Raw genomic sequence first — 16099 nt, forward strand, 5'->3', positions numbered from 1 at the left:
TGATAGCTGGTGACCCCCGGTAACGTAACGCCACGGCGAACACAGCGAGGTGCGTCCGCATGACCCCCTTCCGCGAGTCCCCAGGGCCCGACTTCAGCCTCCTCCGGGACGCCCTGGGGCCGCTGCGCGACCGTGAGCAGGTCGCCGAGCGGCTCCTGGAGTCCTCCCGCAAGCACGCGTACGACCCGGACACCGAACTCGACTGGGACGCGCCCTTCGAGGACGGCAAGTGGTTCTGGCCGCCCGAGCTCGTCTCCCTCTACGACACCCCGCTGTGGCGCCGGATGTCCGAGGAGCAGCGGATCGCGCTCTCCCGCCACGAGGCGGCCTCGCTCGCCTCGCTCGGCATCTGGTTCGAGATCATCCTGATGCAGCTGCTCGTCCGGCACATCTACGACAAGTCCCTGACCAGCCATCACGTCCGCTACGCGCTCACCGAGATCGCCGACGAGTGCCGGCATTCGATGATGTTCGCCCGGCTGATCCAGCAGGGCGGCACCCCCGCGTACCCGGTGCCGAGGCTCTACCACAACCTCGCGCGCCTCCTGAAGACCGTCTCCACGACGCCCGGCTCGTTCGCCTCGACCCTCCTCGGCGAGGAGATCCTCGACTGGATGCAGCGGCTGACCTTCCCGGACGAGCGGGTGCAGACCCTCGTCCGCGGGGTGACCCGGATCCATGTGGTGGAGGAGGCCCGGCACGTCCGGTACGCCCGCGAGGAGCTGCGCCGCCAGATGGTGACCGCGCCTCGCTGGGAGCAGGAGTTCACCCGGCTGAGCTGCGGGGAGGCGGCCCGCGTCTTCTCCACCTGCTTCGTCAACCCCGCGGTGTACGAGGCCGTGGGTCTGGACCGGCGCGAGGCCGTGGCGCAGGTGAGGGCGAGCGGGCACCGGAGGGAGGTCATGCAGTCCGGGGCGAAGCGGCTGACGGACTTCCTCGACGACATCGGGGTGCTGCGGGGGGCGGGGCGCCGCCTGTGGCGGTCCTCGGGGCTCCTCGCCTGACGGGGCGGGGGCGCCCTCCTGTCCGCCGCCGGTTCGGGCGGCCGCCGGCTCCGGCCACCGCCGGTTCGGGCGGCCGCCGGCTCCGGACGCTGCCGGTTCCGGACCGGCCGCCTGACCGGCCCGTTCCGCGGATACGCTGCGGGCATGACAGGCGCCGCCACCCCCGCGTACCGCAGGCTCAGTGTCGAGGAGCGGCGCGGGCAGCTGCTCGACGCCGCCCTGGGGCTCTTCGCCCACCGGACGCCCGAGGACGTCTCGCTCGACGACGTCGCCGAGGCGGCCGGCGTCTCGCGGCCCCTCGTCTACCGCTACTTCCCCGGCGGCAAGCAGCAGCTGTACGAGGCCGCCCTGCGCTCCTCGGCCGACGCCCTGAACCGCTGCTTCAGCGAGCCGCCCGTCGGGGCGCCGACGGAGCGGCTCGGCCGGGTCCTCGACCGGTACCTGACCTTCGTCGACGAGCACGACGCCGGGTTCAGCGCCCTGCTGCGGGGCGGCAGCGTCGCCGAGACCTCCCGGACCAGCGCGATCGTGGACGAGGTCCGGCGGGCCGCCGCCGAGCAGATCCTCGTCCACCTCGGGGCCGAGCGGCCGGGCCGCCGGCTCTCCATGCTGGTGCGGACGTGGATCGCGGCCGTGGAGGCCGCCTCCCTCATCTGGCTCGACGAGGAGAAGCAGCCCCCGGCGCGTGAACTCCGGGAGTGGCTGGTCGACCATCTCGTCGCCCTCCTCGCCGCGACCACCGCGAGCGACGAGGAGACGGCGGCGGTCGTCGGGCGGCTCCTCGCACAGGAGACACCCGAGGGGCCGGTCGCGGCGCTCGCCCGCAAGGTGGCCCCCGTCGTGGGCGAGGCGGCCCACCTGCTGTGAACCGGGGCGGCGGGAGAGACTGGAGGGGTGAGAAGCGAGAACACGCCCTTCCGCGGAGGCCCCCTCGACGGCCGGGTCCTGCCGATCCTGCTCGGTCCGACCGGGCACCCGCCGAAGTGGTACGAGGTGCCGGTCCCGGCCCATGACGGACGCCCGCCGATGCTGCACGCGTACCGACGCGAGGCCGCCGGTCACACGAAACGGCTCGGCATCCAGCGCGGCTGGGTCTACGAGTACGTCCCCGAGGGCCGCGAGCGGCGCGAGCTGAAGTGGCCGTGGTCCAAGCCGGGCGGCGGGGCGCGGCCCACAGGCGCCGGGCCGACAGGCACAGAGCCGACAGGTACAGAGCAGACAGGTACTGCGCCGAACGAGTGAGCACGCCGAACGACTTCCCATTCGTACGGTAATCGGATGAAGTGACGCGTCATCATCCCCGTGGAGGTGATGACGTGTCGCGAAGGCTGCTGCGTACGGTCTGCGCGGGGGCACTGGCCGCGGCGACGGCCCTCGCAGGGGTGGTCCCGGCGGCGGGAGCGGGGCCGACGGACCCGCCGCCACCCGCGGATCCCTCGGCGGAGGCCCCGATCGCCTGGGCGGACCCGGCGGCGGAACCGGTCGGCCCGGTGGACCCGGAGGCCGGAGCCGATTCCGTGGATCCGGCCGACCCGGCGGACGCGACCGGCCCGGCCGACGCTGCCGACCTTGCCGCCGCAGTGGATCCCGTACGCCCCACTGCCGGGGTGACTCCGGAGCCATTCGAGACGCAAGGCGATCCCGTCGACCCCGCCGGTCCTGTCGACCCCGCCGATCCCGCCGACCCCCTCGACGACGACGCCGCCGCTCTCCCCCCACCCGGCGGCGACTCCGTCACCGCGCTCCTCACCCGTCTGCGGACGCTCTACCAGCGCGCCGAGGAGGCCACCGAGCGGTACAACGCCGCCGACGAGGCCCTCAAGCTCCAGGCCGCCGACACCAAGAAGGTCACGGCCCGGCTCACCACCGCCCGGACCGAGCTCGCCCGGGGGCGGGCCTTGGCCGGGCGGCTCGCCAGGGAGCAGTACCAGGGCAGGGCCGTGTCCTCCTCGTTCCCCTCCTACCTCCGGGCACTCTTCGCCGAGGATCCCCAGTCGGCCCTGGACCAGGGGCGTCTGCTCGCCCGCGCGGCCCGCGAGCGGGCCGGCACCGTCTCGCGGCTGGAAGGAGCCGAGCGCCGCGCCGACGCGCTGGCGAGCGCGTCGCGCAAGGCCCTCGACCGGCAGCAGTCCCTCGCCGCCGCGCAGCGCGTCCGGCGCGACGACGTGACGGCGAAGCTGCGCGAGGTCGAGAAGCTGCTCGCGTCGCTCTCCCCCGATCAGCTCGCCCGGCTCACCGAGCTGGAGCGCGTCCAGACCGCGGGTGCCCAGCGTGAACTCCTCGACTCCGGCGTCCTGGACGGCCCCCGCACCCCGTCCCGGGCGGGCGCGGCCGCCCTGCGCTTCGCGATCGGCCAGATCGGCAAGCCGTACGCGTGGGGGGCCGAGGGCCCGGAGTCGTACGACTGCTCGGGGCTGACCCAGCAGGCGTGGGCGGCGGCGGGGCGCGAGCTTCCTCGGACCAGCCAGGAGCAGTGGGCGACGCTGCCCCGGGTACCGCTGTCCGAGCTCCGGCCGGGCGACCTGGTGGTCTACTTCCCCGGCGCCACCCATGTGGCGCTCTATCTCGGCGAAGGCCTGGTGGTGCAGGCGCCGCGGCCCGGCGGGAAGGTCAAGGTCTCCCCCGTCGCGGCGAACCCGCTCCTCGGGGCGGTCCGGCCCGATCCGGGCGGGGAGGCCCTGGAGACGTACGCGCCGCCGGAGCTTCCGGCGGGGGCCACGGACGGCGGTGACGAGGGGTACGACCGCTCCTCCTGAACTCCCCCTCTCTGCAGGCCCCTTGCCCTCACACGTAATAATCACCAAGCTATAGGGATCCTTACAGTTGCCTGCCCCGGACTGGGCGCCCCGCCATGCCCAAGCTGCTGCCGGACACCGGTCCACAGCGCACGCTCGCCGCCTCGAACTTCGTCTACACGGTCGGCAGCGGCCTCTTCCTGACCGCCGGCGTCCTGTACTTCACCCAGGCCGTGCACCTCCCGGCCGCCACCGTCGGGCTCGGGCTCGGCATCGCCGGGCTCCTCTCGCTGGCCTTGGGCATCGCCGTCGGCCATCTCGCGGACCGGTACGGAGCACGCGGCGTCCACGCCGCGACCCTGGTCGTCCAGGCGGCCGCCACGGCGGGCTTCGTCCTCGCGGACGGTTTCTGGCCCTTCGTCGTCGCCGTCTCGACGGCCACCGGGGCCAAGGCCGCCGGGCTCGCCGCCCGCGCGCCGCTGATCCGGCACTACGGAGGAGAGCGGCCGCAGGAGTTCCGTTCCTGTCTGCGGGCCGTGACCAATGTCGGCATCTCCCTCGGGGCGCTGCTCGCGGGCTGGGCCGTCCGTGTCGGCACCCTGGACGCGTACCGGATCCTGGCCGTCGGCAACGCCCTCGCGTTCGCGGCCGCCGCCGTCCTCGTCCTCCTGCCGCCCGTCGCGCCCCCGCCAGCCGCCGGAGGGCCCCGCTGGATCGCCCTGCGGGACCGGCCGTATCTCGTGCTCACCGCGCTCGACGGCGTCATGGCCATCCAGTTCAAGGTGCTCACCGTGGCCGTTCCGCTGTGGCTCGTCGGATCCACGGCCGCCCCGCACTGGCTGGTCTCGGGCGCGATGCTCGCCAACACCGTCATCGTCGTCGGACTCCAGGTCCGGGCGAGCAGGGGCATCGACTCGCCCCGGGCCGGCGGCCGCGCCTACCGGCGCGCCGGAGCGGCCTTCCTCGCCTCCTGCGGCCTGGTCTCGCTCTCCGCGGGCGTCCCGGCGTGGGCCGCCGTCGCGCTGCTCCTGACCGCCGTGGTGGTCCACACGATCGGCGAACTCTGGCACTCGGCGGGCGGCTTCGAGGTGTCCTTCGCCCTCGCCCCGCGCCACGCCACCGGCCAGTACCTGGGCGTCTTCGGCCTCGGCGCGGGCTTCTCGGAGGCCATCGGCCCCGGGCTCCTGATCGCCCTCTGCATCACCTGGGGGCGCCCCGGCTGGTTCGTCGCCGGAGCCCTCTTCGCGGTCGCCGGGCTCCTGACCCCGCTCGCGGTCCGCGGGGCGGAGGCGAACCGGGTTCCCGAGGCCGCGCCCGCGCCCGTGACCACCATCCGCCCGGCCCTCATTCGAACAGGGCGATGACCCCGCGGATCCAGATCCCGACCATCACGGAGACGCCGAGGAAGGCACCGATCGCCACGATGACGGCGGCGAACCGGCCGCCCCCGTCCGGAGCCTCGTACTCCTCGTCCGCGTCCTCGTCGTAGGAGGCCGGGTCGTCCCAGTCGACCGGCCGTCCGAGCTCCTCGGCGCGGGCGGTCCGCACCGCGACGAGCCGCTCCTCGGCGACCGCCGTGCCGGCCAGCGCCTCCGGCCCGCGCCACGCGAGGGCTTTCATGCGCCACCCGTGAGACCCGTACCGCTCCTCGAAGGCCGCCGTCTCGTCCGCGTCCCGGTCCTCTTCGAGGTACATCCAGCGCCCCGCCTCGGCGGCGTCGCCGTAGAGGCGGTACACCTCGGCGAGGCGGCGGCGGAGGGTCAGGTCGTACGGGAAGGACGAGACGAGGCCACGCAGGCGCTGGCGCGCGATCGGCACGCGGCCGGCGGCCAGGTCCGCGTCCACGCGGGCCAGGGTGTTCGAGACGGGCATGCCCCATTGTCGAACACCCCGGCGCGATGGATCGACCGGTTTTCGACGGCCGGATTTCGCCGTCAGGCGCCGGCGACCTCGGCCAGGTACGCGGACGTCTTCTCCGGGTCGGAGAAAACACCGAACGGCCCCGCACCGGCTCTACCAGCAGGTTTCCCTCAACTGGAGTGCCTGAGCGGGGCCGTGGGCCGTCTGTGGGCCGTCAGGCCTCGAACCGGGCCGCTTCGTAGACGCTCGCGATGGCGCTTCGGGTGCGCTCTTGGCTGCTCGGCATGAGGTGGGCGTAGATCCGGAGCGTCAGGGCCGCATTGCTGTGCCCAAGGTACTCACTGACGGCCTTGATGCTCTCTCCCGCGTCCAGGAGGGCGGAAGCGTAGAAGTGCCTCAGCGCGTGCATCCCGTGCTCGCGGGCGGCGGCATGCCGGTCCTCCTTGGTCTCCGGCGGGGCGATGACGCCGGCCACGACGAGAGCGGGCTTCCACGCCTCCTCGTTCAGCGACGTGCGCCAGACGTGGTTGCCGCCCGGAGCAAGGAAGATGAGGCGCTTGGTCACCTTCGGCCCGTCGGCCGTCCTCCAAGGAAGGGCGATCTCCACCGGCGGGTGCCGCTTCATGTGCGCCCGCAGGACATCGGCGACGGGGCCGGGCAGCGGCACGTCACGGACCTTCCCGCCCTTGGGGAGGGCGAACACCGGCTTGCTCCGGCTGAGCTTGAGCTGCTGCCCGACGTGGAGCGTCTCAGCATCGAAGTCGATCGCGTCCACCGGCACGCCCAGGATCTCACCCTGACGCATGCCGCACCCGGCCCCCAGGTCGACCATGGCGCGGTACCGCTCGGGCATGGCCTGCCTCACGACGAAGACCCTCTCAGCCGTCCAGGGAACGACGCGCTTGGCGTCGAGCGCCGGCGGCCGGACGGAGCCTGCGGAGAAGGGATTCCGGCTCAGGTGGCCGTCGTCCACGGCCGCGCTGAACGCGGCACGCACGTTCGCGTAGATGGCCCGCCCATACGACCCCGCCACGGTCGATTCGAGCACTGCAACCCACTCCCGGATGTGGCTCGGCTGGAACGACCCAAGGGGCCGCGAGCCGATGTGAGGGAACGCGTGGAGTTTGAGCTGCGACGTCATGGATTCGAGCGTCCTCGGGTCCACGCTGTGGGACTTGAGCCACTTCTCGGTGAACTGCTGGAAAGTCGTCTTGGCCGACCTCGGGTCGACGTACTGGCCCCGCGTCATGTCCGCCTCGATGTTGGCGAGCCACTGTGCCGCGAGGCGCTTCTGCTTGTCGGGGAAGCTCTTGGACTTCTCGGTGCCGTCGGGGCCGACGTAGCGGGCCCGGTAGCGGAGCCCGAGTCCGAAGCGGTCAGTCTTGACCTGGCTGACCTTCCCGTCGGTGGCGGTCCCGGTCTTGTACCAGCGGTCCTGGATGTGGCCAGCCATGTGGGCTGCGTCCTCTCGGTTGGCGGTCTGCCGTCCTCGTCAGGGAGGGAGGCATGGGGGTGCCGTGGAGACGGCTGTGGAGGGGTTTCGAGCGGCTTGGAAGGGGCGCCTCCCTGCCTCCCTGGATGGGGGTTTGTGCAGGTCACTGGCAGGGAGGGGGAGTAGGGAGGCGGTCAGGGAGTTCTCCCTGCCTCCCTGGCGCCTCCCTTGCTCGGGGGAGGCAGTGAGGGGGTCTCGGAAAGCGGCTGTGGACGGGGTTTCGGGGTGGCTTGGCACGTGCCTCCCCGCCTCCCCGACGGGGTGTTTTCGCTGGCCGGTGCGGGGGAGTTGACCCGGGGAGCGGGTTGGGGAGTTCTCCCCGCCTCCCCGGTGCCTCCCCGGGTGGTCGAGCCCCGGTCGGCGTCCGGTTGGCCCCGGTTTGACGGGTGGTCGTAGATCTTGCTCGGGTGGTCGAGCGACCGGTTCGGGATCTCGTGCGACCGGGCGGCAAACCGGGGCATTCAGGACGTCGACCGGGTGGGTACCGGGTGGCCGACCGGGTGCCGTGACGGCCGTGACGCCGGGGTGTGACGGGCCGCGTCACACCCCCTTTACCGGCCTTACCTCCCAGGTCGGCGGCCCTTACCGCCCCCTCTACCGGGGTAAAGGGCTCCCTCTACCTGAGCGGCCCCGGTAGGGGTGTGACGGTGGGGTGTGACGGGGGTGTGACGCCGTGACGGGTAGCGGGAGGGGGCTCTACCTCCCGCTCGGCCGGCGGTCTCAGGCGGCGGTGTCGGTGGCTTCCTGGTTCTGGACCCAGGTGCGGACTGCGGCGGGGTCGTAGCGGACGTGGCGGCCGACGCGGAAGCCGGGCGGTCCGGTGCGCTGCTTGCGCCAGTGGTAGACGGTGTCGATGGGGACGGAGAACATCGCGGCGATGTCCTCGGGGGTGAGGTAGCGGTCCGGGAGTCCGGCACGCAGGGTCTCGATCGGCTTGCTGGCCATGGGGTTGGGTGACTCCTCGTGTCCGTCGTGCGGCGGGGTGGGAGTGGTGCCGGTGGCCGTCCTAGAGATTGGGTGTATCGCAGCGTCCGCAGCCCCCTAGCGTCCGCAGCCTCTCGTTCCCGCAGGTCAGAGGTGGTGAGAGGTACGGACGCTAGTGCGGACACTGTGGACGCTGGACGGCTGTAGCGTCCGCAGCTCCGTGCCGTGTCCGGGCCGCTGGTGTGCGGCCCGGTCCGGCGATGTCAGTGCAGTTCAGGGGGCCTATGGCCCTGTCCGATGGGGGCGGTGTCGGGCCAGAGGGCGCCCTGAGGGGGTGCGGACGCTGGGGACTCTTCCTCCTCGGTGAGGTCGGTCCGGGTGAGGACGAGGAGCCTGCTGCGGTGTCGGTCCTGGCTACGTTGCGTGTCGTCCACCGTGATGCCAATCGACCGTAGGAGCGGGGCGAGGCGTTTGACCTTCCCGCTGGTCCGGGTGGCGTCCTTGGGCCAGGAGGGCGGCCGGATGCCGCCCGGTGGCAGAACCTGCTCCAGGAGCTGCGCGGCGGTGCCGGACCAGGTCCCGCAGCGTTCGATCAGGGCCGCGAGGGTGGAGCCGAACGGGTCGCCTTCCAGGGCGTCTCCGGCGATGTTCGCGGACGCGGCCAGGTAGTCGTCCAGGGTGTTCCACTCCATGACCTGGTCGACGGCCGCGAGGACGCGGGCGAAGTCGGCCATGCGGGGCAGGGAATCCAGCTTCACGTGCGGCAGGACGGCGAGCACTGCCGCGAGGAGGTCGAAGAGCGAGCCGAGGACGGCCGGCCGGATCGTCTCGAACGCGGTGGCCAGGTCCTCCTCCGTGCGGCGCTGCTCGGGCTCGATCAACTGGAGGTCGAGCATGAGCAGCCGCTCGGCCAGGTCCCCGGCGAGTGCTCCTGCGTCGATCGTCGTCATGGCCAGCACCCGGCGAAAGGTGAGGACTACGACGTCGTCGTCGGTGTAGAGGGCCCGGTCCACGATCGCGTCCCCGGTGACGGCCTTGCACAGGGTGTCCGACAGCCACGGAGGGATGGCGGAGATGTTGTCCAGGCACAGCGCCCAGGAGCTGAACGCCTGCGTGGCCCACACCTTGATGTCCCTGGGCTGAGAGCGCTTAGCCGCGGGCGAGGGATCGACCAGGTTCACCATCATCTGCGCGGCTGCCGACTTCCCCGTGCCCTGCTCGCCCTTGAACGTGAGCACCGGGTGGGGAATGGTCGGCATCCACGCGGCGACCAGCCACACCACGAGCCGCCGGAACGAGGACTGGTCCATGTTCAGCAGGCTGTGAAGCATCGTCAGCCCGTCCCCGACGAGCGTCGGCGCGGGCATGGTCGCCATGGCCCCAGACCGACGGAAGAGGACCGGCGAGCGCTCCACGACCTGCCAGCCGCCGGCCGTCACAGTGACCGCGCGGCCGTCGGCGGTGCCGAGGTCGACCGCGATCATTCCGGCATCGTCGTGCCCGACCCGAAGGTGCACCGGCACCGGATCGTCCGACTCCGCGATCCCCTCCAGCACCGTCATCGCGTCCGCCAGCGCCGACTGCGACGCCACGTCGCCCTCGAACGTCTCCGCGTACAGGCGGGCCAGTCGCTGCCGCACGCCCGACCGGCCACGGAGAGGGAGGGCGATGTTCGGGCCGTCGATCGCGACCGCGTACGGCCGACCGTCGGTCGACATGACGAATCGGTACCGCTCCCGCGCCAACGCGACCAGCCGCACGGCGGCCGACGGCTTCTTACCGCCGTCGTCGGCCGGGGGCTTGTTCACGGCCGGGCGTCGGGTGTTCACGGCGGGCCGTCCGGTGTTCACGGGCGCCGTGTCGGTCGACTGGTCGGGGTCGATCGGTCGGGTCTGGCCGTTCACCGGCGTGGCAGTGCTGTTCACGCGCTCACCCCTCGATCGGTCGACTGCTCACAGGTGTTCATCCGGGTCGATCGGCGGCGGTGGTCGAGTCGACCGACCCGCACGTGACGCTCGACCAGTCGGCCGCGTTCGCCCTGGTCGGATCCCAAATGCGTGTCCTTCGAACGGGCCTGAACGATCCGGGCGAGCATGAGCCAGTCGACCTGCTCCGGGCCCAGTTCGATCGACTCGGGCCGGGTCGATCGGTCGCCGTCCGTGAACACGGGGACGGGCAGGCCAGGGGTAGACCGAATGTCCGTGAACGTGGGGTCGGTCGACCAGACCAGCAGCAGGGCGATCGAGAGGAACAGTCGATCGGCCTTGGCCTGGTTGCAGGGCTGGCAGGCGAGGACGAGCGCGTTCGCGGACCAGGTCCGGTAGAGCGAGATCGGCACGACGTGGTCCATCGTCGCCTCCCGCAGGTCGCGGAAGCGGTGCCGGCAGTAAGCGCACCGCCAGCCGTCGCGGGCCGCAAGCTGCGCCTTGCGGCTCCGGCGACGGGCGGCGCTGAGGTGCGGGCGAGCGTGCAGGCTCACGCGGCCACCGCCAGGCGGGAAACGTCCATCGTGACGCGGTAGCCCTGGACGCCGTTGGACTCGATCAGCCCCTCGCGCCGCAGGATGGCCCAAGCGTCGTCCACGGTCGACGTGGAGACCTCATAGCGAGCCTTCAGCTCGATCCTCCGGGGCAGACGTTCCCCGGGCTGCATCCGGGCGACCTCGTGTCGCAGCGTCTCGGCCAACCGCGACGCCTTCGACGCCTTGCGGCGCACCCCGGTCTTGCGAGGGGCGGTCGGCTTCTTGCCGCTGGAGGGCCGCAGCACGCTCACGCACCGCGCCGCTCCCGCCGCCTTGTCCCATGTCACGCCCAGACGCTTGGCGATCTCGTGAACGGTCAAGCCCTGCGCCTTGAGCAGCAGGATCCGCCGCGACTCCGGGTCGAGCCGCAGCAGCGCCTCGCGCTTGACGTCGCCCAGTTCGGCCAGGGCCTCGCGCTCCCACTGCGCCAAGTCCCCTTCCAGGGCGGCCGGGCCGCACAGGTTGGGGTTGTCGAGCTTGAGCAGCAGCACGGCGGCGTCGACCAGGCGGGCGGCGGTCGCGTCGCTGCACTCCAGGTGCTCCGCCATCAGTGACGGGTGCAGTCCGTCCAGCTTCAGCAGCAGCGCCGCACGCTCCGCCTCGGGCAGCCCCGCCACCATGTCAGCCAGGTAGCCGGGCAGCTCCACCAGCGCACACTGCTCCACTGCCAGTTGGCAGTAGACGTTGCAGGTGGCCTGGTCGGACCAGTCGACGACCCGTTCGGTGTTCCGGGAAACGTTGAGGTAGGCGGCGACCTCGTTCTTCACCCGGTAGAACAGCAGGCCACGGGCCGCGTCGATGTCGTCGCTCTCCGAGTCGAGATACCCGCTCGCCCCGGACCGGGCCATGCTGAGCCAGACGTTCTGGGCGATGTCCTCCGCCATCGACCGGTCACCACTCGCGAGCCGACCCACAACCCGCCCGTCCGACCGCAGCCGGGACAGAGCGAACCGCAGCACACTCCCGGAGTGCGCCTCGTACAGCTCCGCCAACCGCGCGGACTGCGCCGCCGTCAGCGGGATGTCCTCCCCCTGCTTCAGCCGGCGCCCACACGGACCGTTGCCCTGCCGTAATACCGCACTCGTCTCGATTCCAGGCATCATGGAGGTACCCCTTCGTGGGTCGGGGAGCGGTGACTTTGCTTGGCCGCGAGCGCCGCTCCCTGCTAACCCCTGGCCGTTGACCAGGGGTTTCCTACTGATCGAGCCCTGCCTTGCCGGACTCCATCTATTAACTAGCGTGCACTAGTGCAGACTAGTCGTCAAGCCTTGTGCGATAGCGTGCACTAGTTCGCTCTAGTGGGTACCCTCAGAGCATGACCGTCACTGGGGTTCCGAAGTCGAAGGCCGCTCAGGTGGCCGATGCACTCCGCGAGGAAGTCAAGAAGATGAAGCCGGGTGAACGGCTGCCCACGCAGAGGGAGTTGGTCGACCGGTTCGGGTTCGCCGGCCAGACCATCCAGAACGGACTAGCGATCCTGCGCACCGAGGGGGCGATCGTCTCAGCGGGGAACATGGGCAACTTCGTGAGTGGTGGCGAGGCGGTCGATAAGGACGACGAGCTCAAGGAAATCCGCTCCCAGATTCAGGCGTTGACTGAACGGGTCGCAGCGCTGGAAGGGCGCTCCGATTCGGGCCGTGCTTGATCTGTGCCCACCATGCGGGAAACGGAGCGTGTGCAGTAAGTGACACGTGGGGGGCATCGCGGCAGGCGAGGGGACGGCACCGGTGTCCCCGGTCTGTCCCTTGCGTGTCCCCCCGGGCGATCGACCAGACTCGCAGTAAGCACTCGGAAGAGAGGGCACATGGGCGACGACAGGCCTGCATGGGCACGGCGCATCGCTGCGGAACGAGCGGCGCGCGACTGGTCACAACGGGATGCGGTTCGGGCTCTCCGAGCCCACGCACCTACGGAGCTTCCGTCCGACGACAGCATGATCCGGCAGTGGAAGCGCTGGGAGTCCGGCGCTCTCCCGAACGACTTCTACCGCCCCATCATCGCGGCCGTCTTCGGCACCGTGACGAACGCGCTGTTCCCGGCACCGTCGCGGCGGGACGGAGACAAGGAGATCCTGGCGGCGAGCGGCATGGAGACGCTAGAGATCGTCAGCCGACTCAATCGATCCGACGTCGACAACGCGACCCTCGACGCCCTGCGGATCACGACGGATCGCCTGTGCTCCGAGTACCCGTTCATGCCGAGCGGCCAGCTCCTGATCGAAGGGCGGCAGTGGCTCCGCAGGGTCGTGGAGCTGCACTCAAAGAGCCTCACGCTCGCTCAGCACCGCGAAGTGCTGGCCCTCTCCGGCTGGCTGGCCCTCCTTGTGGGCTGCGTGGAGTACGACTCCGGCGACCGCCATGCGGCCGAGTCGACACGCCGGGCCGCCCTCTCGATCGCCACAGAAGCCGATGTCCCCGAAGTCGCGGGGTGGGCACACGAGATGCGGGCCTGGTTCGCGCTCACAACTGGCGACTACCGGGGAGTCATCGCTGCGGCTCAGGCCGGGACGGAGATTGCCGCCAACCATGGCGTTGCCGTACAGCTCGCGGGGCAGGAAGCGAAGGCATGGGCGCGGCTCGGTGACCGCCGGCAGGTGGAGGTTGCCCTTGACCGGGGACGGCGCCTGCTCGAAGGCATGCCGCACCCGGAGAACCTGGATAACCACTTCGTGGTCGACCCGGCGAAGTTCGACTTCTACTCGATGGACTGCTATCGCCTGGTGCGCGAGGACAAGCTGGCGCGGAATCTCGCCGAGGAAGTCCTGCGTGCGGGGACAGACTTCGACGGAACCGAGCGCTCGCCGATGCGCAACGCCGAGGCGCGGGTGACGCTCGGCGTGACGGCAGCCCGTGAGGGAGACCTAGAGCAGGCGCTCATCATGGGCGAGCGAGCGCTCCAGGGCGACAGGCAGTCGGTCCCCTCGCTCATCATGACGAGCCGCGAACTTGCCGCCGAGATGAAGCGGCGATACAGCAGTGAACCGGCTGCACAGGACTATCTGGCACACCTTCAGGCACTCGGGCGCGAGAAGCCTGGATTCCTGCCTCAGTAGGAGAAGTTCTAGCGCGCTCGGCCAGCCGTTGAGCCCCGGATTCCCCCGTGAACCGGGGCTCTCGTGCGTCCGGCGCTAGACGCTAGAGCGCAGGTCAGGGGTGCGGAATGCCGCTAGCGGCCCTGCTAGGTCTAGCAGTGACGGGTGCTAGGTCTAGCAGTGTCACGAGCACGTGGGCGGGGTGCCAGGCGCGGGTGTCAGGCGACGTCAGGCCGGGGTGTCAGGGCGCGTGACACCCCCGTTCGCCTAAGGGTTTGGGTGTCAGGGGCTCTGACGGTGTCAGGCGTCAGGGAAGGCGTCAGAGCGGGGTGCTCGGCTCTTCGTGAGGGCGATAGAAGGAGTGCCCCGTGGGCACACGACCTTTGGCAGCTCGCTTCACTCGCGCTGCGGTGACCGCCCTCTGGGTCGGACCGATACGCGCTCCTCGCCTTGTCGCTTGTCGTGTCGTCTGCCCACAGGGTGACCTACACCGGCCTGACTGACTGAAGCGGCCCTCTGACCTGCGGGGCGACAAGCGACAAGACAAGCGACAAGCGGCAAGCGAAGCGGCGAGCAACACGGAACGCCTGACGCGGTACGGCGTCCTGATGAAGAGACGACCCGGGCCGCGCGGGGAGTGGCTTCTTCATCCCAGGCGCCCGGCCGTCGAGGGTTCAGCGTCCATAGCGTCCACAAGCCCCTCCCCTACTAAGAGCGCTCTGACCTGCAACAACACTCTTAGAGAGGGGGCGGGACTTGCGGACGCTGCGGACGCTAGCGGACGCTAAACAAAATGTTTAGCGTCCGCGCTGAAGGCGCAGGTCAGAGGGTGCGCAGGAGGGCTCGCGGACGCTGCGGACGCTGTTCTCTCTCAACTCTCTAGTAAGAGAAGGAAGAGAGGCTTTTCAAGAGCGGGCGGACCGGAGGTACTCGCGGCCGTCCCCGCCCCTTTGAAAAGCCGTGGTGCGGCCCCACACAGCCGGAGCGCGCTCGACTGCCGTGGGCCCGCTCGGAGCCTGAAAGCAAGAGGAGCACCCGGCCCCGCGTGCTCCTCTTGCTGTTCGGCGGCATGCCGCCGTCCGGGCGAGAAGAGACCACCCCGCCGCCAACGCACCCGCGCCGCCCCGGACCGTGGGCGGCTGGAAAGTCGTCCGCCCGGCAGGGCGGTCCTTCTTGCTCTTCGTCCTGACGCGCGGCCGGCGGCCGAAGCCGGGCCGTCTGTGGGCCGTCGGAGGGGTGCCGATGGTCACCGACAACCACCAACGGCAACCGCTCCAACGCAGGTCAGCGGCCTGTCAGCTTCCGGAGACCGAGGCCAGGTACGCGGACGTCTTCTCCGGGTCGAAGAAGAAGTTCTCGAAGTCGGCCGGGTCGTTGAAGCCGTTCGCGAAGCGGTCGGCGACCGGCTGGAGTTCGCCTGCCGCGCCGATCAGGTTCAGGACGTGCTCCGGCGGGACGCCCAGCATCGCGTTCGTCCACTTCGTGACGTGCTGTGCGGTCTCCCAGTAGCGGTCGAAGGTGGCCTGCATCCAGGCCTCGTCGAAGGGCTTGTCGCCGTGCTCGACGATGGCCGCGAGGTACGCGGCGGCGCACTTGGACGCCGAGTTCGAACCCTGGCCCGTGATCGGGTCGTTGGCGACGACGACGTCGGCGACACCGAGGACGAGTCCGCCGCCGGGCAGCCTGCCGATGGGGTGGCGGACGGTCGGCGCGTACCGGCCGGCGAGGGTGCCGCCCGCGTCGGTCAGCTCGACCCTGGTGGCACGCGCGTACTCCCACGGCGTGAACTTCTCCATCAGCTCCAGCGTCAGCGCGAGGTGCTCGGAGGGGTCCTTGATGCCCTGGAAGACGTCGACCGGGCCGCCGGGGACGCCTTCCCAGAAGAGGATGTCGGCGCGGCCGCCGGTCGTCAGGGTCGGCATGACGAAGAGCTCGCCGACGCCCGGGACCAGGTTGCAGCGGACCGCGTCGAAGTCCGGGTGCTCGGGGCGCGGGCCGAGGCCGTGGACGTACGCCACGGCGAGCGCCCGCTGCGGCTCCGCGTACGGCGAGCGGGACGCGTCCCGGCCGAACATGGAGACCAGCTCGCCCTTGCCCGCCGCGACGAGCACCAGGTCGTAGTTGCGGGAGAAGTAGTCGAGGTCGCTCACGGCCGCGCCGTGGATGACGAGCTGGCCGCCGCGCTGGGCGAAGGTCTCCATCCAGCCGGCCATCTTCACGCGCTGGTCGACGGACTGCGCGTAGCCGTCGAGCCTGCCGACCCAGTCGATCGCGCGGCCGCCGTCGGGGGCGGCGACGGAGACGCCGAGGCCCTCGGTCCTGGGGGCCTGGGACTCCCAGAAGTTGAGGCCGAGGTCCCGCTCGTGCTGGAGGGCCGTGTCGAACATGCACTGCGTGGACATGACCCGCCCGGCGCGGATCTCGTCCGCCGTCCGGTTCGACATCAGGGTGACCTCGTACCCCTGCGTCTGAAGTCCGAGGGCGAGCTGCAGACCGGACTGGCCGGCGCCGACTATGAGTATCTTCCGCATG

At 71.0% G+C, this 16099-nt stretch carries 14 protein-coding genes; 7 read left to right on the forward strand and 7 right to left on the reverse strand.

Translation table 11 applies throughout. The annotated features are described in order from the left end of the window. The first annotated feature begins 59 nt into the window (after positions 1 to 59). The 5 genes from DEJ46_RS12470 to DEJ46_RS12490 all read left to right on the forward strand — a co-directional run bounded on the left by DEJ46_RS12470 (position 60) and on the right by DEJ46_RS12490 (position 5103). Complete coding sequence (locus tag DEJ46_RS12470; protein ID WP_150266082.1) at positions 60 to 1004, forward strand: AurF N-oxygenase family protein; 945 nt, start codon at positions 60 to 62, stop codon at positions 1002 to 1004. A gap of 144 nt (positions 1005 to 1148) precedes the next feature. Beyond that, positions 1149 to 1871, forward strand: coding sequence for a TetR/AcrR family transcriptional regulator (locus DEJ46_RS12475; RefSeq protein ID WP_150266084.1), 723 nt, complete (start codon positions 1149 to 1151; stop codon positions 1869 to 1871). A gap of 27 nt (positions 1872 to 1898) precedes the next feature. After that, positions 1899 to 2246 (forward strand): hypothetical protein, encoded by a 348-nt coding sequence (locus tag DEJ46_RS12480; protein WP_223834601.1) that lies wholly within the window; start codon positions 1899 to 1901, stop codon positions 2244 to 2246. A gap of 74 nt (positions 2247 to 2320) precedes the next feature. Then, on the forward strand, positions 2321 to 3760 hold the full coding sequence (locus tag DEJ46_RS12485; protein WP_150266086.1) for a C40 family peptidase: 1440 nt from the start codon (positions 2321 to 2323) through the stop codon (positions 3758 to 3760). Between the two features lie 95 nt (positions 3761 to 3855). Beyond that, positions 3856 to 5103 carry an MFS transporter gene (locus DEJ46_RS12490; RefSeq protein WP_150266088.1) on the forward strand — a complete coding sequence of 416 codons (1248 nt, stop codon included), beginning with the start codon at positions 3856 to 3858 and terminating at the stop codon, positions 5101 to 5103. On the opposite strand, the gene DEJ46_RS12495 is transcribed toward DEJ46_RS12490, so the two are convergent. The 6 genes from DEJ46_RS12495 to DEJ46_RS12520 all read right to left on the reverse strand — a co-directional run bounded on the left by DEJ46_RS12495 (position 5084) and on the right by DEJ46_RS12520 (position 11639). After that, entirely contained in the window at positions 5084 to 5611 is a 528-nt protein-coding gene (locus tag DEJ46_RS12495) for a DUF6584 family protein (RefSeq protein ID WP_150266090.1), read from the reverse strand. The two genes, DEJ46_RS12490 and DEJ46_RS12495, sit on opposite strands and share 20 nt — an antisense overlap. Before the next feature lie 202 nt (positions 5612 to 5813). Beyond that, a complete protein-coding gene (locus tag DEJ46_RS12500) occupies positions 5814 to 7052 on the reverse strand; it encodes a tyrosine-type recombinase/integrase (RefSeq protein WP_150266092.1) in 1239 nt (412 codons plus the stop codon). A 759-nt stretch (positions 7053 to 7811) separates the two neighbouring features. After that, positions 7812 to 8036: a helix-turn-helix transcriptional regulator gene (locus DEJ46_RS12505; RefSeq protein ID WP_150266094.1), complete on the reverse strand. Its 225-nt coding sequence runs from the start codon at positions 8034 to 8036 to the stop codon at positions 7812 to 7814. A 242-nt stretch (positions 8037 to 8278) separates the two neighbouring features. Continuing rightward, positions 8279 to 9940 (reverse strand): ATP-binding protein, encoded by a 1662-nt coding sequence (locus tag DEJ46_RS12510; RefSeq protein ID WP_150266096.1) that lies wholly within the window; start codon positions 9938 to 9940, stop codon positions 8279 to 8281. Continuing rightward, entirely contained in the window at positions 9937 to 10494 is a 558-nt protein-coding gene (locus DEJ46_RS12515; protein WP_150266098.1) for an HNH endonuclease, read from the reverse strand. The genes DEJ46_RS12510 and DEJ46_RS12515 overlap by 4 nt, the downstream gene beginning before the upstream one ends. Further along, the gene (locus tag DEJ46_RS12520) at positions 10491 to 11639 is read right to left on the reverse strand and encodes a GntR family transcriptional regulator (protein ID WP_150266100.1); all 1149 of its coding nucleotides are present in this window, start codon (positions 11637 to 11639) and stop codon (positions 10491 to 10493) included. Before DEJ46_RS12520 ends, DEJ46_RS12515 begins: the two co-directional genes overlap by 4 nt. Before the next feature lie 212 nt (positions 11640 to 11851). Here DEJ46_RS12520 and DEJ46_RS12525 point away from each other — a divergent pair, with 212 nt between their 5' ends. Both DEJ46_RS12525 and DEJ46_RS12530 read left to right on the forward strand, forming a co-directional pair. Further along, positions 11852 to 12181: a GntR family transcriptional regulator gene (locus tag DEJ46_RS12525; RefSeq protein WP_150266102.1), complete on the forward strand. Its 330-nt coding sequence runs from the start codon at positions 11852 to 11854 to the stop codon at positions 12179 to 12181. A gap of 288 nt (positions 12182 to 12469) precedes the next feature. After that, positions 12470 to 13588 (forward strand): XRE family transcriptional regulator, encoded by a 1119-nt coding sequence (locus tag DEJ46_RS12530; RefSeq protein WP_223834602.1) that lies wholly within the window; start codon positions 12470 to 12472, stop codon positions 13586 to 13588. 1274 nt (positions 13589 to 14862) lie between these two features. Here the strand turns inward: DEJ46_RS12530 and DEJ46_RS12535 are convergent. Further along, positions 14863 to 16098 carry a styrene monooxygenase/indole monooxygenase family protein gene (locus DEJ46_RS12535; protein WP_150266106.1) on the reverse strand — a complete coding sequence of 412 codons (1236 nt, stop codon included), beginning with the start codon at positions 16096 to 16098 and terminating at the stop codon, positions 14863 to 14865. Between the last annotated feature and the right edge of the window lies 1 nt (position 16099).

Source organism: Streptomyces venezuelae (assembly GCF_008642375.1).
Lineage (GTDB): Bacteria > Actinomycetota > Actinomycetes > Streptomycetales > Streptomycetaceae > Streptomyces > Streptomyces venezuelae_G.